This is a genomic window from Enterococcus sp. DIV1208, assembly GCF_050530455.1.
In the GTDB taxonomy this organism is placed as follows: Bacteria; Bacillota; Bacilli; order Lactobacillales; family Enterococcaceae; genus Enterococcus_B; species Enterococcus_B hirae.
The window spans coordinates 2,496,969-2,518,865 of the sequence record NZ_CP172887.1 but is presented as its reverse complement, the minus strand read 5'-3'; the positions used below and the strand labels follow the sequence as shown (position 1 = coordinate 2,518,865).

The window sequence follows — 21,897 nt, the reverse complement described above, 5'->3', positions numbered from 1 at the left end:
CAATGCAAGAGCAAAAAAATCTTGAAGCAATCATGGGTTTGATCATGTTTGGCGGAAATGCAAAAAGCGATGCAATGGAAGCGATTGCTGCAGCGAAAAAAGGAGATTTTGAGTTAGCTGATGCAAAAATCAAAGATGCAGAAGAATCTTTAGTGCAAGCTCATCACTCTCAAACAGAAATGTTAACACAAGAAGCACAAGGTAATCATATGGAAGTGACTTTATTGACGGTTCACAGCCAAGATCATCTGATGACTTCGATTGCATTTACAGATTTAGCAAAAGAAATCATTGATTTATATCGACGTTTAGATGCTTAAAGTAAACTGGTGAAATAGAAAAGAGGAAAGAAACATGGATAAATTTGTTGCATTTATGGAGAAACATTTTATACCTGTGGCATCAAAAATTGGTGCTCAACGTCATTTAGTAGCGATTCGTGATTCATTTATGGTCAGTATGCCTTTGATGATTTTAGGTGCGTTAGCAGTAATGATCAATAACTTGCCTATTCCTGGTTTCCAAGAATTAATGAATAAAATTTTTGGTGGCGAAGCTTGGAAAGGATTTGGCGCAGCTGCTTGGAATGGTACATTTGCGATTCTTTCAGTTTTGATCGCCTTTCTACTTGCTTATCATTTGGCAAATGGTTATCGTAAAGACGGCGTTTCTGCTGGAGTAATTTCTTTAGGTTCATTCTTCGCATTAGGCGGAGCGTTGGGCATGAGCTCAAACGGTTTATTTATTGCAATTATTGTTGGGATTATTTCAACAGAAATCTTTGTTCGTTTAAGTGGAAATGAAAAATTAATCATCAAAATGCCTGATGGCGTGCCACCAGCTGTAGCTAAAGCCTTTGCTTCATTATTACCTGCAATGATCACGATCTCATTCTTTGCTTTGATTGCTGCGATCTTTGCTGCATTTGGTGTAGATGATATCGTAGGCGCGTTTTATACAATTGTCCAAGAACCATTCATGGGACTAGCCAATTCTTATCCTTCAGCTTTGTTGTTAGCATTCATTACACCATTCTTATGGTTCTTTGGATTACACGGAGCAAACATGGTAGACCCTTTGATGCAAACAATCAATGCACCAGCAATCGAAGCGAATGTTAATGCGATTGCTGCTGGTCATAGCGCACCATACATTGTAAACAAACCTTTCTTTGATAGCTTTGTCAACTTAGGTGGTACAGGGGCAACATTAGGTCTGTTGCTAGCAATTTATTTAGTGGGACGTAGAAATAAACCTTATATGGTTGTTACGAACTTGTCGATCGCACCAGGTGTTTTCAATATCAATGAACCAACAATGTTTGGTTTACCAATCGTATTGAACCCAATTATGTTTATTCCGTTTATTTTAACCCCAATGGTTTTAGTATCTGTTGCTTATTTTGCTACTGCTACCGGACTAGTTCCAGCTGCAACGGTGATGCCACCATGGGTAACACCACCAGTAATCGGTGGGGTATTAGCAACAAAAAGTATCGCTGGCGGTGTCTTAGCTGCTATCAACTTAATCTTATCTGTCTTGATTTACCTACCATTTGTGAAAGTAGCGACAGTTCAAGAAAAAAGAAAAGAAGCATTAAACGGCTAAAAGCACATAAAAGAAAGAAACAGCACATACAATCAAAAGTAGCTATTCTTTAGTGAAAAGATCTTGTTTCGTTTAATGAGCGATCAAAAAAAACAGTTGTCTGACAGAGGTCATGATAACTGTTTTTTTTTGGATAAATGGCTCAAGGATAGCTTTCTTTTTTCTTAGTGAAAAAGAAGGATAGAAGGAGGTTTTTTTGGAGTTTAAAAAAAACCATTTCGATAACAAGCGTGCTATAATAGTGCAAATGTATAGGGGAGTGAAAGGACGAAATGAAAGGTTATGAGTTGGTTAAGATCAGAGAAAGACCTGAATGGTTGGAACAGGCAGCGCAATGGTTTACGTCAAAATGGCATCTTCCGCTTTCCTTTTACCAAGAGAGCATGGAAGATTCTCTTCAATCATCTAACGCTGTTCCTCAATGGTATATAGTCGTGACGTCAGAACAAAAAATTATCGCTGGAGCAGGGGTCATCGCGAATGATTTTCATGATCGTCCAGATTTGACTCCGAATGTTTGTGCGTTGTTTGTTGAAAAAGAATATCGTAATCAAGGAATTGCCAAAGAGATTTTATCATTTATTCGAAAGGATATGGGGGCGCTTGGGATTTCGCAGCTCTATGTAGCGACTGACCATACAGGTTTTTATGAAAGATATGAGTGGGAATATCTGACGACAGTGCAAGATAATGAAGGGATCCCGGTTTATTTATATCAACTAGCGATTTTTACAACGTGATCGGAGTTGATTACTCAAAAGGGTTCTTTGTCTGATCAGTAATCTTTTGTTTCTGGTGAGCAATGCCAAGAAAAATCGGAAATTGTTTTTTGATGCTATTTTTGTTGGTATATTGGTTATTCGAGTATTATTTAGTGGACGGTACTATTTTTTAGCTTCAAAAAAATTCCAGGAGCAATAGAAAGTTCTATCAGTCCTGGAATTTAGAATGGTTGATTTGTTGGAAAAGCATGAATGAGCTCGCTATCCTAAATAGGCGTTCCGTCTTTTTACCGAAAAATTAGGAAGCTTTCTTATTCATTCTTTTTTTCGCTCTTTTTTTGTTTTTTTTTCTCGTCATAGATGAAGACATTACGTACTATTTTCAAAATAGGTCGTGCAGTCAAAAAGATCGCTCCTACTAGATAACAATAGGTACTATAACGGTCTGGAATATCTGTTAACAACGCTACGCTTCCAAAAATATAAAAAATCCCTGTCAATAAATCAACTGCAAGAGACAATAATGTATAGCGGTTCTGGAAATAAAGACGAAAACGTTGTCCAGCAATTTCGATATCTTCTTCTTTCCCAATATCTATTTCATGGCTTTTTCGTTTTATTTCTGGCATCTCTCACTCACCTATCTGTGAACAAAGCTAAGGTTTCAAAACAACTTTGATATTTTTATCTTCTTTTTTGTCAAAAATCTCGTATGCTCGGGCAGCATCAGCTAAAGGCATCGCATGTGTGATGATTTGGGTTGGATCGAACAGACCCGCAGCAATCATCTCGTAAATTTTAGGCATCAAATGAACGATCGGTGCCTGACCATGCTTCACTGTGATATCTCTCATGAAAAATTCTTGTAGTGGGTACGAAGAAGCCGGGGTCATATAAACACCAGTGATTTGTACGGTTCCAAATTTTTTGACAGCTTGCGCAGCCATTTGGATCGGTGAAATCGTCCCGCTTTGCAAACTAACGAGATTCTTAGCTTTTTCTTTCACTGGTTCCAAGCCATCCATCCCTACACAATCAATGATGACATCAGCGCCACCTTTTGCTAATTCGTAAAGTTCTTTCCCAGCAGACTGAGTATCTTCTAACAAATAAGTTTCTACATGATTGTAACGAGCGGCTTTATCAATACGATGTTGGACCGGATCGACAGCAATCACGCGCTCTGCTCCTGCCATAGCGGCAAATTTTTGTGCAAACAATCCAACTGGTCCTGAACCTAAGACCACTACAGTGTCGCCTTTTTTTACGTTGGCATTTTGAACGCTCCAATAAGCAGTTGGAAGGATATCCGATAAGAAAAGGACTTTTTCGTCTGCAAGATCATTGTCAGGTACGATAAACGAAGTGCTATCAGCAAATGGTACCCGAAGATACTCAGCTTGACCACCCCAATGGTTCCCGTTTAAACGGCCAAAGCCAAATAAACCACCATAAAGTTGATCTGGATTTGAGCGATCACATTGACTTTCCATCTCATGGGTACAGAAATGACAATGCCCACAACTAATATTAAAAGGAATAACGACCCGCTGACCCTTTTTTAGTTTTTTTACTGCAGGACCTACTTCTTCAACAATCCCCATTGGTTCATGACCAACGACATATCCTTTTTCTAAGACAGCCTCCCCATGATGATAGAGGTGAAGATCCGAGCCGCAAATCGCAGTAGCGGTAATTCGAATAATAGCATCTGTCGGTTCCACGATTTTTGGATCATCTACGTTTCTGATTTCCATTTTTTGGTTTCCTTGCCAGGTAACAGCTTTCATGAAATAAAACTCCTTTCTTCAAACCCTATAACATGTCATTTTTTGAACGAACAGCTAATTTCATTCTAAAGGAGGAGCTGGCTTTTGAGTAGTGAAACGCTTTTAGTAAAGGGAAAATCGTTTTAAAATAACTTGTGTATTATTTGGTTTACATTGAGAAGCTTTATAGTTAGAAGTATAATTAAATTATGTTGATTTCTTAGGTTAAGTAAATAACAGATTAAAAAATAGATCAAAAGGGAGGTTATTTGTGATAAAAGAAAAAAAGGGAGAACAAATCAGAAAACTGATGGTCACATTTGCTTGTTCAGTGACTTTGTTTGTGATTATTTCCGTAGGAATCATTCAAGTGACGTTTTTTGATCAGGCGTATTTACTCGGTCAAATCGAAAAAACAAAGTATAGCGAATTGGTCCTCGCAGAAGCTGCTCAGAATTTTCGGAAAGAAAACACAGAAGAAAGTGAATTTTCAGAGGTCGTTGCAACGGCACTTTCACCACGTTTTGTCGAAGAAGCCCTTCGACCATTTATCCAACATATATATGAAGAAACAAATTATGAGCTAAGAGACAGCAATGAGGTGAGTGAGATAATTGCTCAAGCGGTGGCTACAGTTGCAACAAAAAAACAACTGACTATCGATAAAGAGGAGAAAAATAAAATCGAGACAATGATCTTTATTTACATGTATCACTTCCAAAGTGCATTAGGTGATCGATACTTGACTATTTTTATCGAAAACATCGTGTCTGCTCGAAAAATAGTGGTACCTCTTTTTTACATCTGTCTGGGTCTATTGGCGTTTTGGCTAGTCTATTTATATCGGTTAATTAACAAAACACCCTTTTCTTTCCTACGTTATGGTATGTTTATTTTGGGAACAACTGGAAGTATGTTTTGCGTTTTAGCAGGATTGCTTTATATACAAGACGTTTTACATAATATAGCTTTTCATTCACAAGCGACTTTACAATTAATGACACATTACGTGCAAGATCTACTGCTGTATCCAGCGATTATTGGGGGCATTCTTTTGTTTTGTGCTGTATTATTCGGTGGGGGAAGTAAGCTTCTGCAGAAACGGCAAAATAAAAAGTGGCTGAAAACTGGAAGTAGTACCTTAAAAAAAGCCTGAGATAATAGCTAAATAAAAATCATTCGTTGAATGATGAAATACTAAAAAACGACTGTCACTCCCGTTACTAGGAAGTGACAGTCATTTTTTGTTGCGGTTGTTCCTTGTTGCTACCTTATTGCATCGATCATTCAAACATTTTCTTAGCAGCACGCATCAATGTAGGAATATCTTTGTCATATCTTGGAGTTTTAACAAGACGTGACATTGGAATACCAGCAAAATGGAAAGCAGCGATCTCGCCAGAGCGTACGGCACTTTGTTCCGTAAAGATCATTTGATAAGGTTGTTCGACAAATTCTCCAGTAAATGCCAAGTTCGTTGAGTGTTGAGGAATCACTTTTGGTCGGTCGCTTTTTGCTCGATTATTAAATAATGCAGAAGCATAAGGCATATACACAGGAATATTATTCACAACGCTATCAAAAATCTCGGTTTCCTTCGTTCGAATATTTTCAGGACCAGGATCGACTTTCGAAAGTTGTCCGATCAATTCTTCTAACATTTCTTTCCCAGTCATCTTGATATATTGCTTATCCACAAATTCTCCACGACGTCGAGGGTATAAGAAATATCCCCAAATGACGGTTTCGTTTGGTTTTTGTGAAGTAAAATGTGGTTGGTGATGAACGACGATCGACATATTGACATCTTTTTGTCCGAGTGGTGTGATTGGTGTAGTGGAGATAAATGAATTCAATGCATTACCAGGGACTTGTGTCGTGATCCGAGTAATTTCATTTAAAAGCAAATGGTCCTTAGTTGTTAAAGTGAAACTGACCCATTCGCTGGCATCACGATCGGCAAAAAATTTGTCAGGGTTACCTAAATTATAGAAACGTTCACTGGCTTTCTTCCACAAGCTAGAAGCAGCACCATAATCCATATTTTCAACAGCTGGTGTATCGTAGTCACCTAGTGTAGCCGAATCAGTAATTGATCCGTTAGTGAAAAGCACACCCGTATCACCATCAACCACGACGTGTTCTTCCTCATTGGTTAACGTGTTGATCATTTTTAAGCCAGTCACTGTAATTTCATCTTGCATCGGAGTTTCTTTGAATTCCCAATCGACTACGCGGCGGTTCAAAATGATTTGACATCCTTGGTCTTTTAAATAATTGATCAATGGCAACATGATACTTTCATACTGATTGTAGCGAGTTCGGTTTACTCCTACCAAATGTTCGATTTGTGTAAATTCATAAATCATTTGATGCATATAGCGACGAAGTTCTTGGGCAGAACTACGAGTACGAAAAGCAAAAGTTGTTTCCCACATAAACCAAAAGTTTGTCTCAAAGAAGTGAGGATCATCTTTGAAGTATTCTTCAATTGTGACATTATCTAATTTTTCTTCTTCTGAATCAGGCATGGCGATCAGCTTAGTCAATAACAAACGATCTTTATTGTTAAATCCTAGTTTGCCACCGTCAATAATCCCTTTTCCGCCTTCCATCAAACGTGCTTTATCAAATGTTCGGTGTTTTGCATCAAAATCTCTAGTATCTTCAGCCGCAGTCATTCCTGGTTCGGTGACAGAGGGGATTCGGCTTAAGAGATCCATCAAATCCACGTATGTTCGATAATTGAGCATACGTCCACCACGGGCGATATAGCCCTTTTTGTTTTCTAAGGGATGATTTTTATTCCAATATTCATCGACAACGGTATCCGTTGGGGCACCATCATTGGAGCCATGGTCATCTAAAGAATAAAACGTAATCTGATCACCACGCCAGTTTCCTTCTTGAATCAAATAAACAGCAGCTGCCATATTGGCGATTCCAGCGCCAATCATTATTGCTTTACTTTTTCTCATTGTGATTCCTCCAGTATTTTACAAGTGAACAGTCTGACGATTCGTTTCTTTGACTAGATCGATTCAAATTCATCATACAAATGACGATCATCTTCTAACAAGCCTGTCTTTTTACCAAGATAAACAGCACCCAATGTTAATATGCCTAGTCCAATACCTAGTTTGATCCATTTTTTACTCATAAGATGTTCCTCCTTTGTTTTTTCTCTCGTCCTTCTATGTAAAAGGATAGAACCTTTCATTCTAATTGCCAAATGATAGGGTAATCAAATATCCAAACTTTGGACAGATTGAACAGAGTGTCTAATTTTGAGCAAAAGTAAGTCAATGGAATCGAAAAGTTGGTCAGCTGAAAAAATGGAAAGCTTGGGAAGAAAATCAAGATTGGCAGAAAATCTGGAAAGAATGGTTTGCCAGATAGCAATGAAAGGATATGTAAGAGGTTTGTGTTATTTTATATCTGATGAATCATTAGGTAATTAGAATTATTTTTTAAAAAAAGTTTCATTAGATTTGATTTTAAAATCAAAATTCTAAATAAAATGCTTTCAAAAATAAAAATCGCATAAAAATTTTGTGTTATAGTAAAACTGTTAAAAATTCTATATATAACAAAAAAGGCAAAATAAAAAAGCACCGAGACAGTGCTTGCTTTAAAAGCTGATAACGGACAATGCCTTATTTTAACTCGCTATGTTGATTTGAATGCTACCAACAAATTGATTATAGCATAATACCAAAGAGTTACAAGTAGAAAAAGAAAATCACTTTGTCTAACTATTCATGATGGTTGGCAATTGTAAAGAAGACAACTTGCTAAGTTGTGTAAATGTTAAAAGAAGGGATGGATAGTGAATGACAAAGGACTATACGATTGGTTTAGATATAGGAACCAATTCTGTGGGCTGGGCGGTACTAACAGATGATTATCAATTAATGAAAAGGAAAATGAGCGTTCACGGAAATACTGAAAAAAAGAAAATCAAAAAAAATTTTTGGGGCGCACGATTATTTGATGAAGGTCAAACAGCGGAGTTTAGAAGAACTAAGCGAACGAATCGCCGAAGATTGGCTCGCAGAAAATATCGACTCAGCAAATTACAAGATCTTTTTGCTGAAGAACTCTGCAAACAAGATGATTGCTTTTTTGTACGTTTGGAAGAAAGCTTCTTAGTTCCAGAAGAAAAACAATACAAACCAGCATCGATTTTCCCCACGTTAGAGGAAGAAAAAGAATATTATCAAAAATATCCGACAATCTATCATTTGCGCCAAAAGTTAGTCGATTCAACGGAAAAAGAAGATCTCCGTTTGGTTTATCTGGCATTGGCTCATCTATTGAAATATCGTGGTCATTTTTTGTTTGAAGGAGACTTGGATACGGAGAATACCTCTATTGAAGAAAGTTTTCGTGTTTTTTTAGAACAGTATAGCAAACAATCAGATCAACCACTGATCGTTCACCAACCCGTTTTAACTATTTTGACAGATAAATTATCGAAGACGAAAAAAGTGGAAGAAATCCTCAAATATTATCCTACAGAAAAAATCAACAGCTTTTTTGCTCAATGTTTAAAATTGATCGTTGGGAATCAAGCGAACTTTAAACGTATATTTGATTTGGAAGCAGAAGTAAAACTCCAATTTTCAAAGGAAACCTATGAAGAAGATCTGGAGTCTTTGTTAGAAAAAATCGGTGATGAGTACCTAGATATCTTTTTGCAAGCAAAGAAAGTCCATGATGCGATCTTATTATCAGAGATTATTTCTTCAACTGTCAAACATACGAAAGCAAAACTATCTTCAGGGATGGTCGAACGGTATGAACGGCATAAAGCTGATTTGGCAAAATTCAAACAATTCGTGAAAGAAAACGTACCGCAAAAAGCAACGGTTTTTTTCAAAGATACCACCAAAAATCATTGCGTTATTCAAATTTCGAATCCCTTATTATGTCGGTCCTTTGGCAAAAGAACAAGAGGCTAGTTCTTTTGCTTGGATCGAGCGGAAAACAGCTGAAAAAATCAATCCGTGGAATTTTTCAGAAGTCGTAGATATCGAAAAATCAGCGATGCGTTTTATTCAAAGAATGACAAAGCAAGATACGTATTTACCGACAGAAAAAGTACTTCCTAAAAATAGCTTACTTTATCAAAAATATATGATTTTCAATGAACTAACCAAAGTGAGCTATAAAGATGAACGAGGTGTGAAACAGTATTTTTCAGGTGATGAGAAACAGCAGATTTTTAAACAGTTGTTTCAAAAAGAGCGAGGAAAAATCACTGTCAAAAAATTACAAAACTTTTTGTATACGCATTACCATATTGAAAATGCCCAGATTTTTGGTATTGAAAAAGCATTTAATGCTTCGTATAGCACGTATCATGATTTTATGAAATTAGCAAAAACAAACCAAAAAGCCATGCAAGAGTGGTTGGAACAGCCCGAAATGGAACCGATTTTTGAGGATATCGTAAAAATACTCACCATTTTTGAAGACCGTCAAATGATTAAACATCAATTAAGTAAGTATCAAGAGGTCTTCGGTGAAAAGTTGCTCAAAGAATTTGCAAGAAAACATTACACTGGCTGGGGAAGATTCTCAGCTAAATTGATCCATGGCATCAGAGATCGAAAAACGAATAAAACGATCCTTGATTATCTAATCAACGATGATGACGTTCCGGCTAACCGTAACCGTAATTTGATGCAGCTGATCAATGATGAGCATTTATCTTTTAAAGAAGAAATTGCAAAAGCAACGGTGTTTTCTAAACATAAATCATTAGTTGACGTCATACAAGACTTACCAGGAAGTCCGGCGATCAAAAAAGGAATTTGGCAAAGTCTTAAAATCGTGGAAGAACTGATTGCGATCATTGGATACAAACCAAAGAATATCGTGATCGAAATGGCAAGAGAAAACCAAAAAACGCATCGGACGAGCCCACGTCTTAAAGCTTTAGAAAATGGGTTGAAACAGATAGGAAGCACGTTATTAAAAGAACAGCCAACAGATAACAAAGCGCTCCAAAAAGAACGGTTGTACCTGTACTATTTGCAAAATGGCAGAGATATGTATACGGGAGAACCGCTAGAAATCGAGAATCTTCACCAATACGAAGTGGATCATATCATACCGAGAAGTTTTATTGTGGATAATTCTATTGATAACAAGGTGTTAGTTGCTAGTAAACAAAATCAAAAGAAGCGCGACGATGTGCCGAAAAAACAAATAGTCAACGAGCAACGGATCTTTTGGAATCAACTGAAAGAAGCCAAATTGATTAGTCCAAAAAAATATGCGTATTTAACCAAAATTGAACTGACACCAGAGGATAAAGCCCGTTTTATTCAGCGGCAATTAGTCGAAACGAGACAAATCACGAAACATGTTGCGAATATTTTACATCAATCGTTTAATCAGGAAGAGGAAGGAACAGATTGTGATGGGGTACAGATTATTACGCTAAAAGCAACATTGACGAGCCAATTCAGACAAACTTTTGGGCTTTATAAAGTACGTGAGATCAATCCACATCATCATGCGCATGATGCGTATTTAAATGGTTTTATTGCGAATGTTTTGTTAAAACGGTACCCTAAATTAGCACCTGAATTTGTCTATGGAAAGTATGTCAAATATAGTTTAGCAAGAGAAAATAAAGCTACCGCTAAAAAAGAATTTTATTCCAATATTTTAAAGTTCCTTGAATCAGACGAACCGTTTTGCGATGAAAATGGGGAAATTTATTGGGAAAAAAGCCATCATCTCCCACGGATCAAAAAAGTTCTTAGCTCCCATCAAGTGAATGTAGTGAAAAAAGTCGAACAACAAAAAGGTGGTTTCTATAAGGAAACGGTCAATTCAAAAGAAAAACCTGATAAACTGATCGAACGGAAAAATAATTGGGATGTGACGAAGTACGGTGGTTTTGGAAGTCCAGTCATTGCCTATGCCATTGCGTTTGTTTATGCCAAAGGGAAGACACAAAAGAAAACCAGGGCAATTGAAGGAATTACCATCATGGAACAAGCGGCTTTTGAAAAAGATCCGACTACATTTTTAAAAGAAAAAGGCTTTCCTCAGGTGACAGAGTTTATCAAATTGCCAAAATATACCTTGTTTGAGTTTGATAATGGGCGCAGAAGATTCCTGGCAAGTCACAAGGAGTCGCAAAAAGGGAATCCTTTCATCTTATCGGACCAATTAGTAACCTTGTTATACCATGCGCAACATTATGACAAAATCACCTATCAAGAAAGTTTTGATTACGTCAATACTCATCTTTCTGATTTCTCAGCCATCTTAACCGAAGTTCTCGCTTTTGCAGAAAAGTATACACTTGCGGATAAAAATATAGAGCGAATTCAAGAACTCTATGAAGAAAACAAATATGGAGAGACTTCGATGATCGCACAATCCTTTTTGCAGTTGTTACAGTTCAATGCGATAGGTGCTCCAGCAGACTTTAAATTTTTCGGAGTAACGATCCCTCGAAAACGTTATACCAGCTTAACGGAGATTTGGGATGCTACGATCATTTACCAGTCGGTCACTGGTTTATACGAAACGAGGATAAGGATGGGTGACTTATGGGCTGGCGAACAGTAGTAATCAATACCCATTCTAAACTGACTTATGCAAATAATCATCTGGTGTTTAAAAATGCGCAACAAACGGAAAAAATCCATTTGTCTGAGATCGATATCCTTATTTTAGAAACAACCGATATCACGATCACGACAATGTTGTTGAAGCGTTTAACAGATGAAAAAATCTTAGTGATATTTTGCGATGACAAGCGATTGCCGTCATCGCAATTATTCTCCTATTATGGGCGACATGATAGTAGTTTGCAGTTATCTAAACAAATTCAGTGGGAATCGGACTTGAAGGGCGTAGTTTGGACAACGATCATTGCCCAAAAGATCCATAACCAATGTCGTTTTTTACAAGAAAATGATTTTGTTGAAAAGGCATCTGCGCTTTCCAAATTATCAGAAGAATTGGAAACATTTGATCCGACGAATCGTGAAGGGCATGCGGCAAGAATCTACTTTCAAACGTTGTTTGGTAATCAATTCACGCGGGAGGAGTCGAATGAAATCAATGCGGGGTTAGATTATGGTTATACGCTGCTAATGAGTTTGTTTGCAAGAGAAATCGTTAAAAATGGTTGTATGACACAATTCGGTTTAAAACATGCGAACCAATTTAATGATTTTAATCTAGCAAGTGACTTGATGGAACCATTTCGTCCGCTAGTTGATCAAATTGTTTATACATATCGTGATCAACCTTTCCCAATTATCAAAAGAAGGCTGTTTGATTTGTTTTCACAAAAGTATTTATATGGGAAAAAAGAAATGTTCTTAACGAATATCGTGACGGATTACACCAATAAAACGATTAAAACATTGAATAATGAAGGGAAAGGAGTTCCTTATTTCGGAATATGAGTTATCGTTACATGAGAATGTTATTAATGTTTGATCTGCCGACAGAGACGAGCGATGATCGAAAAGTTTATCGAAGGTTCAGAAAGTTTTTACTGAGTGAAGGCTTTATCATGCATCAATTTTCAGTATATAGTAAGTTGTTGTTGAACGGTACTGCTAATCAAGCGATGCTCGGTCGATTAAAAGCCCATCATCCTAAAAAGGGCTTAGTTACCTTACTAACGGTCACTGAAAAACAATTTTCACGAATGGTTTATTTGTGTGAGGAAAAAGACCTGAGTCCAGCTAATTCAGACGAACGAGTCATTTTTTTAGGAGAGGATGTGGAGGATGAACCTTAACTTTTCTTTATTAGAACAACCGATAAGCTTTGAAAAAGCGCTGATTTTTGTAATTGAAGATGTGGAAGTTTTTTCAAAAGTCGTTCATGGAGTTTACCAGTATGGTGAAAATAGCATGTTAAAGTTTTTCAATGATAAATTACAGCTACTCAAACCATCAGAATTGATAGTTGTGACGGATATCTTAAGTTTTGATAGCCAAGCTCCGACTACATTGAAGCTGATCTATGCTGACTTAGAGCAACAATTAAATGAAAACATCGAACTAAAATCAAGGATTGATCAATTAACCACCAAGGTTCAGGAATGGATTAGTGAGGAACTCTTAGAACATGAATTAGATTTAGTCTGTGAAGAAATGAGTATGGTTGAGCTATTCAAAGCATTAAAAATAAGAATTACGACGCAACCAGAATCAATCTTTCAAAAAATAATGGAGATTTTACAGATTTATAAGTATCTAGTGAAAAAGAAATGCTTGGTTTTTATCAATGTTGGAGCGTACTTAACAACCACAGAAATGGCTGAACTACAGGAATATATTTCTTTGTGTCATATGCCTGTCCTTTTTATCGAACCACGAAAAATAAAAGGATTGAAGCAAACTGTTTTAGATCAAGACTATTTTTTGTGTGAAGAAATGTGGTAAAATAAGAACAATCAAAATAACAAAAAACAGCATGAATGAGCATTCAAGACGAAAGTTTTGCTATGGACGAGTAGCGCGATTACGAGATTTCGTGAGAAAAAAATTTTTCTGCGAGGTTTTAGAGCTATGTTGTTTTGAATGTTTCCAAAATGTAGAAGCGTTGTGCTTTACTCGATCGCTGTTTTAGTTTTGTGTTATTTTGAGTGCTGACCTCATCAACTATGATAAGAGGTAGCTTTAGAGTTATGTTGTTTTGAATGAATGAAGATGCCTACTTTATCATGAAAAGTAGGCTCTTTTTTTACTTATATATAGGAAAGTGTCTTCAGTTGTTGAATCTGCTAAGTTTTGATCATTGAAAGGGGGAATCGTGCCTTTTAAAAATGAATGGGTATGTTTACGGAACAGGACACAATTGTTCAGTCTTATCAACATTGAAACGAATTCATTTTCTCAAAGAAAAGATGAGTTGCTAATTTCGTGCTTTTTCTCTATCATCAAACAGTAGGCATTTGTTCGTGAACTAAAATGAATGTGAGAGGGGACAGTGAGATGTTTGATACAAATTTGATAACTTATTTGGACTGGTTGATCGCAATTTTGAATATTGCTTCAATCATTATTTTGCTGGTAGGGATTTTTTTAGTCTTAAAAAATCTTTTTGACTGGCACCCACTGAAAAAAGACTACGAACAGCGTAATTTCCGAAATGCGGAAGTACGCAAATTATTGGCTAGTTATATTTTGCTGAGTCTAGAGGTGCTAGTGGTAGCAGATATCATTGAATCAGTTATCAAACCAACTTGGACAGATATTTTAAAATTAGCAGTGATCATCATTATTCGAACGATTATTTCCTATTTCTTGAATTTAGAAACACAAGATAAAAAGCAAGTAAAGGTAGGAACACATAATGGAAATTAATTTGATCGAGAAACTTGCCCCTTATTTGGAACAATTAGTCATCATATTAGACGTTTTTGCTATTTTAATCATTCTCTGGGGTGCCTGGTTAGCTATCAAAGATTTTCTCTACTTTTCTTTTACGGAACGAAGAATCAAAGCAGAGCGGATTAACCAAAACAATGCAATCAAAAAAATGTTAGGTGGCTATATCTTGTTGAGTTTAGAAGTCCTGATCTCAGCTGGTATCATTGAGTCCATTATCAAACCAACCTTGGAAGATGTCTTCCAGTTAGCTGCTTTGGTTGTGATCCGAACGATCATTTCGTTCTTTTTAAATAAAGAAATCGGCTCGGATGCACGACAATAAGTTATAAGTATCACTCAATTAGTTTATTATGGCGCGCCAACGTAGAAACATTTGCAATATAGAAAAAATCTCAAAACGACTTTCCATGTTTTGAGATTTTTTGTTTTGCTTTTTAATTGCCTAACATCAGCCATTTTACAGAACGAACGTTATTAAACAGTTGTTCTAACAACTTGGTTTCTTCACTGGAAGCTGGCTTTCAGCGAAGCATACGCCGTTTTTTCCCAACACGGCTTATCGAACTGCTTGAACTGCCCAGACAATCGATTTTTCAATTGTGTCTACGGAAACGGGAACAATTGTCGGAAACTGTTCTGCTTCTGGCGTATAGAGAGTTTTTTCACATAAAATCCGAGTGTTTTCTTGTTGTGCAGCACTTTTTATCGCTTCGTCTAAGTGCTGATAAACAACGGGATCGACTTCCATATCGAAAGTAGTGACGGACTCTAAGGCTTCTCGGTAAATCAGATATTTTACGTCTGAGTTGGTAACGATACGGACGTGGAGTTTTGTTTTATTAATGCGTAAAATGCCACTTAATTCAATAACGAAAGCGTCCAAACAATTGATTTTAAGTCGTAGTCTATAAGGTAATTGGGCTAACCATTGGTTGAATAAAGGCTGTATTTCGGCTAATAAGGATTGCTGTTCTGGGGACAGAAGATAAAATTTTTCAGGTACAAAGAGTTGATAATTATCCCATGCGGTGCGCATCAAACGAATTAAAGCGCGTTCGAATGCTCGGTTACCGATGAATTTTCGATTGAAATAGCTTTCAAACTGGGTAATCAGTTGCTTGATTGATTGGCTATCTTCAATGAAAACTTGATGGAGGTGACAGAAGTCTTCTTCGATTGCTTGGTAAGAATTGAAGCCATAATCACTGAGATTAAATAAGATCAAAGCAAAGTATACTTCATTTTCTTGATAATAATGTTTTAGTTTAGTTGTATGCCATGCATCCATCACATATTGATAAATGGGGCGTTTTTGAAGTTCGGATATAAAATCTTGTTCAATCGATAAAGGATGCTTTTTTTGAGACAAATAGCTGATCAACAATCCAATACGTAAGATCTCACGGTTGTCTTTATCGTAGATACGCCTACTATTAAAGGTTACCGATTCGATAAATTCATCTATTGCCAGGAAGTAGTCTGCTGGAAGTGTTGGGATCTTCAAGGTGCCCGTTCGATAAGTCACATTCAATAATAATAAACGACGTTCGATCTCCGTAAATCGTGGAGAGTGGTGTTGGATTTGAATGTCACAATCTTCAAAATAAGCAAGTACTTGTTTTTTTAATGAATACGCTTTGCTAACAGAAATATACTCGATTTCAGTCAGTTGGAGATAATCAGGTTCATTTTCAAGATATAACTGACAAGTTTTAAGAAATAAAGAAGGGCGTGCTAATTTTTGTATCAGGCGAAAACGAGGGATCGTAGGATCAAAATACAAGGAACAAGTATCTTTTTCTCGGTGGCTATAGATGATCTCATCCTTGAGTTCAGTTCGAATCGCTTTGATGTCATTGAGTAACGTTGTTTTGCAGACTTGTAATAAATGGGATAGTTCGTCTAAATCGATTTCTTTTTTGTGATAGAATTGACCGCAAAGAAATAACTGGCGTAAAATATTTTTTTCCAAATAGTCTTCAAACATTAAAACTCCTCCGTTTTGTAGATGGTTGAACAATGTCTTATTCATTATGCCATGATTTAAAGTTTAAAACACCTTTATTTTTTTTCATATGAATGAAAAAGCTTGTGATGACAAGCTTTTTTGTTATAAAACGATGTTTTATAAAAATATAAAGAGAAAAAATTCTTGTGAAAAAAATACAATAAAAGTAAAAAATGGATGAGTAAACGGATAAATAAAATAATTATTTTTTTAATATACGTATTTATTTTTAAACACACTTAAGAAACGACAGTTTTTTATCTCATGTTTTTATAAAATATTCGTTATTATGAGTAGAAAATTCTGAAAAATCAGACTTTCTTTATTTTTTTCTAAAAAAAGGGGTTATTTTACAATGTTATAAAAAAAATTATCTCATTTTTTGTTCTATAGTCAGTAGTGTGATACAGATGGATGGTTTCATCTGCAGTTACAAAATCGTTGGCCAACGAGAACAATATGGAGGTAATAGACATGAAAGATATGGATATCAAAGCCGTCTTTATTGGCGACAAATCAGAAAATGGCGCATTTTACAAAATGCAATTGAACAAGATGGTCGATGAACATTTAGGTTGGAGAGAGAATTATCTTCCTGGTGACGTTGCAGCCATTAGTGAAGCCGACAAACAAGCACCTCGATATATCGCCACTCGTGAGCATATGGTGGAAGTTTTGGATGAAGTCAGTCAACGGATGCGTGCAGGATCGATCCCTTGGCATTCTGCTGGGCGTTATTGGGGTCAAATGAACGCTGAGACATTGATGCCTGCCTTGCTTGCTTATAACTTTGCTATGCTTTGGAATCCGAATAATGTGGCATTGGAATCTTCTATGGCAACTTCACAAATGGAGGCAGAAGTAGGACAAGATTTTGCTGATTTATTCAATATGACCGGTGGCTGGGGCCATATTACAGCAGATGGCTCGATCGCAAACCTTGAAGGTCTTTGGTATGCACGTTGTATCAAATCTATTCCCCTTGCAGTGAAGGAAGTTTATCCTGAAAAAGTCAAAGATAAAACAGATTGGGAACTATTGAATCTTTCTGTCGAAGAAATCTTAGAAATGGTTGGAACCTTCAGTGATGAAGAATTAGATGCTGTCAAAGCAGCTTCATCTCGTAGTGGGAAACACCTCCAAGAACTTGGCAAATGGTTAGTGCCACAAACGAAGCATTATTCATGGATGAAAGCTTTAGACATTTGCGGGATTGGCTTAGATCAAATGATCGCTATCCCAGTTCAAGAAGATTATCGTATGGATGTTGCTATTTTAGAAAAAACGATCCGTGAATTAGCCGCACAAAAAATTCCAGTCCTAGGTGTGGTAGCGGTCGTTGGGACTACGGAAGAAGGCCAAGTGGATAGTGTAGATAAAATCGTCGAATTGCGAGAAAAATTATACAAAGAAGGAATTTATTTCTATCTTCACGTTGACGCAGCTTATGGCGGATATGCACGTGCATTGTTCTTAAATGAAGCAGGCGAGTTTGTACCTTATGAATCTCTGCCAGACTTTTTTGAAGAACATCATGTATTTAATTATGATGTTTCCATTGATCAAAGTGTTTACGATGGGTTCAAAGCAATCTCTGAGGCAGATTCGGTCACGATCGATCCGCATAAAATGGGCTATGTTCCTTATGCTGCTGGAGGTATCGTAATCAAACACAAAGAAATGCGTAACATTATTTCCTATTTTGCTCCTTATGTTTTTGAAAAATCAGTAAAAGCACCGGACATGTTAGGCGCCTATATTTTAGAAGGATCAAAAGCCGGGGCAACGGCTGCTGCTGTTTGGACTGCTCATCGTGTATTGCCATTGAACATTACTGGTTATGGTCAATTGATTGGTGCCTCGATTGAAGCAGCTCAACGATTCCGAGCATTTTTAGAACAATTGAGCTTTACCATCAAAGGGAAAACGATTGAAGTTTATCCTTTGAATCATCCAGATTTTAATATGGTCAATTGGGTATTTAAAGTCAAAGGATGCACGGATTTAAAAACGATCAATGAATTGAATGAAAAAATGTTCAATCGTTCTTCTTATATGGAAGGGGATGTTTATAGTGAACATTTCATTACTTCACATACGACCTTTATGAAAGAAGAATATGGAGATTCCCCACTTCCTTTCATTGAACGGATAGGTCTTTCGAAAGAAGAATGGCAAAAAGAACAAAAAGTGACATTGCTAAGAGCGGCAATTATGACACCATATCTTAATGATGACAAGATTTTCGAGTTCTATACGCAAGGCATTACCAAAGCCATGGAAAAAACACTCAATGAAATCTTATAACAATAAAAATTAACCGATAAACTGTCTAGTGAAGAACGGTGTTACAGGAAGCTATGATCAAAGAAGATAGATGATGCACGTTGAATTGTTGTATTCAGAGTAGAAAGAGTGGATGTTCAAACGCTTTTCCGATTCAAGATATCAAGATTATGTCAAACTCAGATAGTTGAAGACTAGTGAGTAATCGGGTAAACGCAAGCAGTTCTTTTTCAAAATGAAGTACTGCCATTAATTTTTTTCGTTCATAGCTTTTCCCCCCTGTAACGTTCAAATTAGATAGTTTATTCTGTGTTGATGGAAAGAAGGAAAATAACAATGACAGATTCGAAAACTTCACAAATCACTACACTGACATTCATCGGTATGACTTGTGCCTTAGTTGCTAGTGTTCGGAACATTCCTGATGTTGCAGCCACGGGTTGGACGATGCTTTTCTATATGCTTGTAGCGGTATTATTTTATGCTTTTCCTATTTCGTTGATCTCAGGTGAATTTGCTGGGATATTTCCCCAAAAAGGTGGACCAGAACTCTGGGTCTCAAATTCTTTAGGACGAAAATGGGGCTTTGTTGTCTCATGGCTTTTATGGGTCCAAATGTTTCCAGGGATGGTGATGGTCGCTTCAGCGCTAGCACCTTTATTGGGTAATATGATTGATAACGTTCCTTTAGGGTTGAATAGTAAATTTACTTTGATCGTTATTCTAGTCGTGTATTGGATCATTACATTATTAAATTTGAAATTTGATATGGCTAAAATTGGTGGGAAGATCGGTGTTTGGTTAGGTCTATATATTCCATTAGCAATTATGCTTCTTTTAGGTATTTTTTCATGGATCAAAGTCGGTATCCAACCACATGCAACATTAGGTCATTTTTCTTGGGCTAAATTGATCCCTGATGCAGAAACAGCGAAATCATTCGTTTACTTTGCACCAATCATGTTTATCTTTACGGGGATCGAGATGTCATCTGTCTACATCACCCGTTTGAAAAATCCTGTAAAAACTTATACTAAAGGGATCTTTGCTGCATTGATTTTTCTCTTCTTTGTGAATACGTTGAATGCGTTAGTCGTAGCAAATGTGGTACCTAAAGGCCAAATGGAGTTGAATAATATTGCGCAATCCATTTCAATCTATTGTCAGATTCTAGGATTACCACATATCATCGTTAATATTTTCAGTCTATTAGTCTTTGTAGGTGTAGCTGTCCAATTATCTGCATGGGCTTCAGGACCAGCCAAAACAGTCACTGCAAGTGCGAGAAAAGGAGCATATCCACCAAAATTCAATTTTTGGAAAACGAACCAATTTGATGTGTCAAAATCAGTAATCTTAACACAATCAACGATTATTTCGATCTTTGCTTTGTTTTATTTGTTGATACCAGGTGTCAATCAGGCATTTCTGATGTTAGTGAACTCCACGACAGTGATTTATTGTATTGTATATGTCATTATGGGGATTGCTATTTTGAAATTAAGAAAAGCCAAACCTGAACTTGCCCGACCATTTAGAATCGGTAAAAAAGGTGGTAAGGGTGATTTAGGTGCATGGATCGTTGTACTTGTTCTTTTTGCAGCAATTGGCTGTTCGGTAGGTTTGACGATGCAAGCTGGAACGTTGATCAACTTTTTCGCAGTAACGGTGATTAGTTTGATCTTATTCATTGCCCCATTATGTATTGATAAAATCAGAAAACCATCATGGGAACAAGAAGTCCAACAAAAATTGAATCAAGAATAAAGAAAAGGTGAGTAAGATGGAAAGAACCACAATGAAGAAAACTTTGACGAACCGGAATATCCAGATGATTGCGCTAGGAGGTGCGATCGGGACTGGACTATTCTTAGGTTCTGCCAAAGCAATCAAGTTGGCGGGACCTGCTGTCTTGCTTACTTATTTTGTTTGCGGCCTCGCTATTTATGGGTTGATGTATGCGATGGGTGAGCTCTTTTTATCCAATAATGAGTTTCAATCGATCGGCGATTTCATCCAATACTATTTAGGCGAACGATGGGCATTTTTAGTCAACTGGACGTATTGGTTATGTTGGATGGGTGCTGGATTGACCGAATTGACAGCGATTGGTTTATATATCCGCTTTTGGTTACCAGCACTCTCTCCCTTAATCAGTGGGATCTTCGCACTTATTGCCTTAGTGATCATTAACGTAGTTGCGGTTCGTTGGTTTGGTGAGTTGGAATCCTTGTTTTCAACTATCAAGATTTTTGGGATTTTATTATTTATTCTTTTAGGGATTGGCGTTTGCTTTTTGTACTTCAAGTCACCAAGAATTGGTGTCAGAGAAAATTTTGATCAGCTCCAAACCATTTTTCCATTTGGACTAACCGGCTTAGTTGCTGCTTTTCCAATGGTTTTATTTAGTTTTGCCGGAGTTGAAATGATCGGTTTAACGGTGGGCGAAACAGCAGATCCACAGAAAAACCTTAAAAAAGCGATCCAATGTTTACCCGCACGTATCCTCTTTTTCTATATTGGAACGATCGTGGCGATTTTGTTAGTCGTTCCTTGGCAATCTTTAGATTTAAAAGAAAGTCCGTTGGTCACGATGTTACAGTTCATTCATTGTAGCAAAGGGGCAGGAGTCATCAACTTGATCATCTTGGTTGCTTCCCTTTCTTCCACGAATAGTGCCATTTATAGTACGAGTCGTATCTTATATAATACGGCAAAAGAAAAAAATCTTTCCAAATGGTTTCTAACATTATCTTCTCGAGGTGTGCCCTTGCACGGTATCTTATTTACTGGAGGCATGTTTTTATTAGGACTTTGTTTACACTTTTTTGTATCAGATAGTCGGATTTTATTTCAATTACTTGCAGGCATGACCACGATTTCGTTCTTATTTGTCTGGTCAGCTATTTTATTTGCCCATCTAAAATTAACGAAAAGTCAGTTGAAAAAATGGAAAGATCGACTCATTCTATGTTTTTTTGGTTTGGTAGGAATCAGTTTGTTTTTTGAACCAACTACTCGTGTGATTCCCGTAGTTTCCGTTGTTTGGTTTGGTGCCTTGAACTTGATCTATCAACGGATTCGTCAGACCTCTCCAAAATGATTCGATATTTTTCCCC

17 protein-coding genes and 1 pseudogene are annotated in these 21,897 nt (G+C 36.8%); 13 read left to right on the top strand and 5 right to left on the bottom strand.

The annotated features are described in order from the left end of the window. The first annotated feature begins 2 nt into the window (after nucleotides 1-2). The 3 genes from IGK91_RS11645 to IGK91_RS11635 all read left to right on the top strand — a co-directional run bounded on the left by IGK91_RS11645 (nucleotide 3) and on the right by IGK91_RS11635 (nucleotide 2,348). The gene (locus IGK91_RS11645; protein WP_010721002.1) at nucleotides 3-320 is read left to right on the top strand and encodes a PTS lactose/cellobiose transporter subunit IIA; all 318 of its coding nucleotides are present in this window, start codon (nucleotides 3-5) and stop codon (nucleotides 318-320) included. 34 nt (nucleotides 321-354) lie between these two features. Further along, complete coding sequence (locus IGK91_RS11640; RefSeq protein WP_010721001.1) at nucleotides 355-1,608, top strand: PTS sugar transporter subunit IIC; 1,254 nt, start codon at nucleotides 355-357, stop codon at nucleotides 1,606-1,608. 272 nt (nucleotides 1,609-1,880) lie between these two features. Next, nucleotides 1,881-2,348: a GNAT family N-acetyltransferase gene (locus tag IGK91_RS11635; RefSeq protein ID WP_010737001.1), complete on the top strand. Its 468-nt coding sequence runs from the start codon at nucleotides 1,881-1,883 to the stop codon at nucleotides 2,346-2,348. 293 nt (nucleotides 2,349-2,641) lie between these two features. Here IGK91_RS11635 and IGK91_RS11630 read toward each other — a convergent pair whose 3' ends face one another. Next, the gene (locus IGK91_RS11630) at nucleotides 2,642-2,959 is read right to left on the bottom strand and encodes a YrhK family protein (protein WP_010720999.1); all 318 of its coding nucleotides are present in this window, start codon (nucleotides 2,957-2,959) and stop codon (nucleotides 2,642-2,644) included. A 27-nt stretch (nucleotides 2,960-2,986) separates the two neighbouring features. After that, nucleotides 2,987-4,120, bottom strand: a complete 1,134-nt coding sequence (locus tag IGK91_RS11625) for an alcohol dehydrogenase catalytic domain-containing protein (protein WP_010737002.1) — start codon at nucleotides 4,118-4,120, stop codon at nucleotides 2,987-2,989. A 250-nt stretch (nucleotides 4,121-4,370) separates the two neighbouring features. Here IGK91_RS11625 and IGK91_RS11620 point away from each other — a divergent pair, with 250 nt between their 5' ends. Continuing rightward, the gene (locus tag IGK91_RS11620) at nucleotides 4,371-5,255 is read left to right on the top strand and encodes a hypothetical protein (RefSeq protein ID WP_309597268.1); all 885 of its coding nucleotides are present in this window, start codon (nucleotides 4,371-4,373) and stop codon (nucleotides 5,253-5,255) included. Nucleotides 5,256-5,382: 127 nt separating this feature from the next. Here the strand turns inward: IGK91_RS11620 and IGK91_RS11615 are convergent, their stop codons facing one another. Beyond that, a complete protein-coding gene (locus IGK91_RS11615; protein ID WP_010720996.1) occupies nucleotides 5,383-7,077 on the bottom strand; it encodes an oleate hydratase in 1,695 nt (564 codons plus the stop codon). Between the two features lie 53 nt (nucleotides 7,078-7,130). After that, a complete protein-coding gene (locus IGK91_RS11610) occupies nucleotides 7,131-7,259 on the bottom strand; it encodes a hypothetical protein (protein WP_010720995.1) in 129 nt (42 codons plus the stop codon). Nucleotides 7,260-7,932: 673 nt separating this feature from the next. Between IGK91_RS11610 and cas9 the strand changes: the two are divergent. The 6 genes and pseudogenes from cas9 to IGK91_RS11580 all read left to right on the top strand — a co-directional run bounded on the left by cas9 (nucleotide 7,933) and on the right by IGK91_RS11580 (nucleotide 14,806). Then, nucleotides 7,933-11,695, top strand: a pseudogene (gene cas9 / locus IGK91_RS11605) (type II CRISPR RNA-guided endonuclease Cas9). Further along, nucleotides 11,677-12,543 carry a type II CRISPR-associated endonuclease Cas1 gene (gene cas1 / locus IGK91_RS11600; RefSeq protein ID WP_010720993.1) on the top strand — a complete coding sequence of 289 codons (867 nt, stop codon included), beginning with the start codon at nucleotides 11,677-11,679 and terminating at the stop codon, nucleotides 12,541-12,543. The pseudogene cas9 and the gene cas1 overlap by 19 nt, the downstream one beginning before the upstream one ends. Next, on the top strand, nucleotides 12,540-12,884 hold the full coding sequence (cas2, locus tag IGK91_RS11595; protein ID WP_081123427.1) for a CRISPR-associated endonuclease Cas2: 345 nt from the start codon (nucleotides 12,540-12,542) through the stop codon (nucleotides 12,882-12,884). The genes cas1 and cas2 overlap by 4 nt, the downstream gene beginning before the upstream one ends. Continuing rightward, nucleotides 12,874-13,533, top strand: coding sequence for a type II-A CRISPR-associated protein Csn2 (gene csn2 / locus IGK91_RS11590; RefSeq protein ID WP_034867967.1), 660 nt, complete (start codon nucleotides 12,874-12,876; stop codon nucleotides 13,531-13,533). The genes cas2 and csn2 overlap by 11 nt, the downstream gene beginning before the upstream one ends. 552 nt (nucleotides 13,534-14,085) lie before the next feature. Then, nucleotides 14,086-14,457, top strand: a complete 372-nt coding sequence (locus IGK91_RS11585; RefSeq protein ID WP_010720990.1) for a DUF1622 domain-containing protein — start codon at nucleotides 14,086-14,088, stop codon at nucleotides 14,455-14,457. Then, nucleotides 14,447-14,806: a DUF1622 domain-containing protein gene (locus IGK91_RS11580; RefSeq protein ID WP_010737006.1), complete on the top strand. Its 360-nt coding sequence runs from the start codon at nucleotides 14,447-14,449 to the stop codon at nucleotides 14,804-14,806. The genes IGK91_RS11585 and IGK91_RS11580 overlap by 11 nt, the downstream gene beginning before the upstream one ends. 234 nt (nucleotides 14,807-15,040) lie before the next feature. Here IGK91_RS11580 and IGK91_RS11575 read toward each other — a convergent pair whose 3' ends face one another. Further along, nucleotides 15,041-16,471 (bottom strand): helix-turn-helix domain-containing protein, encoded by a 1,431-nt coding sequence (locus IGK91_RS11575; protein ID WP_010737007.1) that lies wholly within the window; start codon nucleotides 16,469-16,471, stop codon nucleotides 15,041-15,043. A gap of 495 nt (nucleotides 16,472-16,966) precedes the next feature. Between IGK91_RS11575 and tdc the strand changes: the two genes are divergently transcribed. From tdc to IGK91_RS11560, 3 genes are all read left to right on the top strand, one after another. Then, complete coding sequence (gene tdc / locus IGK91_RS11570; RefSeq protein ID WP_010720987.1) at nucleotides 16,967-18,799, top strand: tyrosine decarboxylase; 1,833 nt, start codon at nucleotides 16,967-16,969, stop codon at nucleotides 18,797-18,799. A 315-nt stretch (nucleotides 18,800-19,114) separates the two neighbouring features. Continuing rightward, nucleotides 19,115-20,545: an amino acid permease gene (locus IGK91_RS11565; protein WP_081123426.1), complete on the top strand. Its 1,431-nt coding sequence runs from the start codon at nucleotides 19,115-19,117 to the stop codon at nucleotides 20,543-20,545. Nucleotides 20,546-20,561: 16 nt separating this feature from the next. After that, complete coding sequence (locus IGK91_RS11560) at nucleotides 20,562-21,881, top strand: amino acid permease (protein ID WP_010737009.1); 1,320 nt, start codon at nucleotides 20,562-20,564, stop codon at nucleotides 21,879-21,881. Nucleotides 21,882-21,897 lie beyond the last annotated feature (16 nt).

Coding starts and splice junctions, on each gene's coding strand:
- IGK91_RS11645 (WP_010721002.1), top strand. CDS start 3: ATGCAAGAGCAAAAAAATCTTGAAGCAATCATGGGTTTGATCATGTTT.
- IGK91_RS11640 (WP_010721001.1), top strand. CDS start 355: ATGGATAAATTTGTTGCATTTATGGAGAAACATTTTATACCTGTGGCA.
- IGK91_RS11635 (WP_010737001.1), top strand. CDS start 1,881: ATGAAAGGTTATGAGTTGGTTAAGATCAGAGAAAGACCTGAATGGTTG.
- IGK91_RS11630 (WP_010720999.1), bottom strand. CDS start 2,959: ATGCCAGAAATAAAACGAAAAAGCCATGAAATAGATATTGGGAAAGAA.
- IGK91_RS11625 (WP_010737002.1), bottom strand. CDS start 4,120: ATGAAAGCTGTTACCTGGCAAGGAAACCAAAAAATGGAAATCAGAAAC.
- IGK91_RS11615 (WP_010720996.1), bottom strand. CDS start 7,077: ATGAGAAAAAGTAAAGCAATAATGATTGGCGCTGGAATCGCCAATATG.
- IGK91_RS11610 (WP_010720995.1), bottom strand. CDS start 7,259: ATGAGTAAAAAATGGATCAAACTAGGTATTGGACTAGGCATATTAACA.
- cas1 (WP_010720993.1), top strand. CDS start 11,677: ATGGGCTGGCGAACAGTAGTAATCAATACCCATTCTAAACTGACTTAT.
- cas2 (WP_081123427.1), top strand. CDS start 12,540: ATGAGTTATCGTTACATGAGAATGTTATTAATGTTTGATCTGCCGACA.
- csn2 (WP_034867967.1), top strand. CDS start 12,874: ATGAACCTTAACTTTTCTTTATTAGAACAACCGATAAGCTTTGAAAAA.
- IGK91_RS11585 (WP_010720990.1), top strand. CDS start 14,086: ATGTTTGATACAAATTTGATAACTTATTTGGACTGGTTGATCGCAATT.
- IGK91_RS11580 (WP_010737006.1), top strand. CDS start 14,447: ATGGAAATTAATTTGATCGAGAAACTTGCCCCTTATTTGGAACAATTA.
- IGK91_RS11575 (WP_010737007.1), bottom strand. CDS start 16,471: ATGTTTGAAGACTATTTGGAAAAAAATATTTTACGCCAGTTATTTCTT.
- tdc (WP_010720987.1), top strand. CDS start 16,967: ATGAAAGATATGGATATCAAAGCCGTCTTTATTGGCGACAAATCAGAA.
- IGK91_RS11565 (WP_081123426.1), top strand. CDS start 19,115: ATGACAGATTCGAAAACTTCACAAATCACTACACTGACATTCATCGGT.
- IGK91_RS11560 (WP_010737009.1), top strand. CDS start 20,562: ATGGAAAGAACCACAATGAAGAAAACTTTGACGAACCGGAATATCCAG.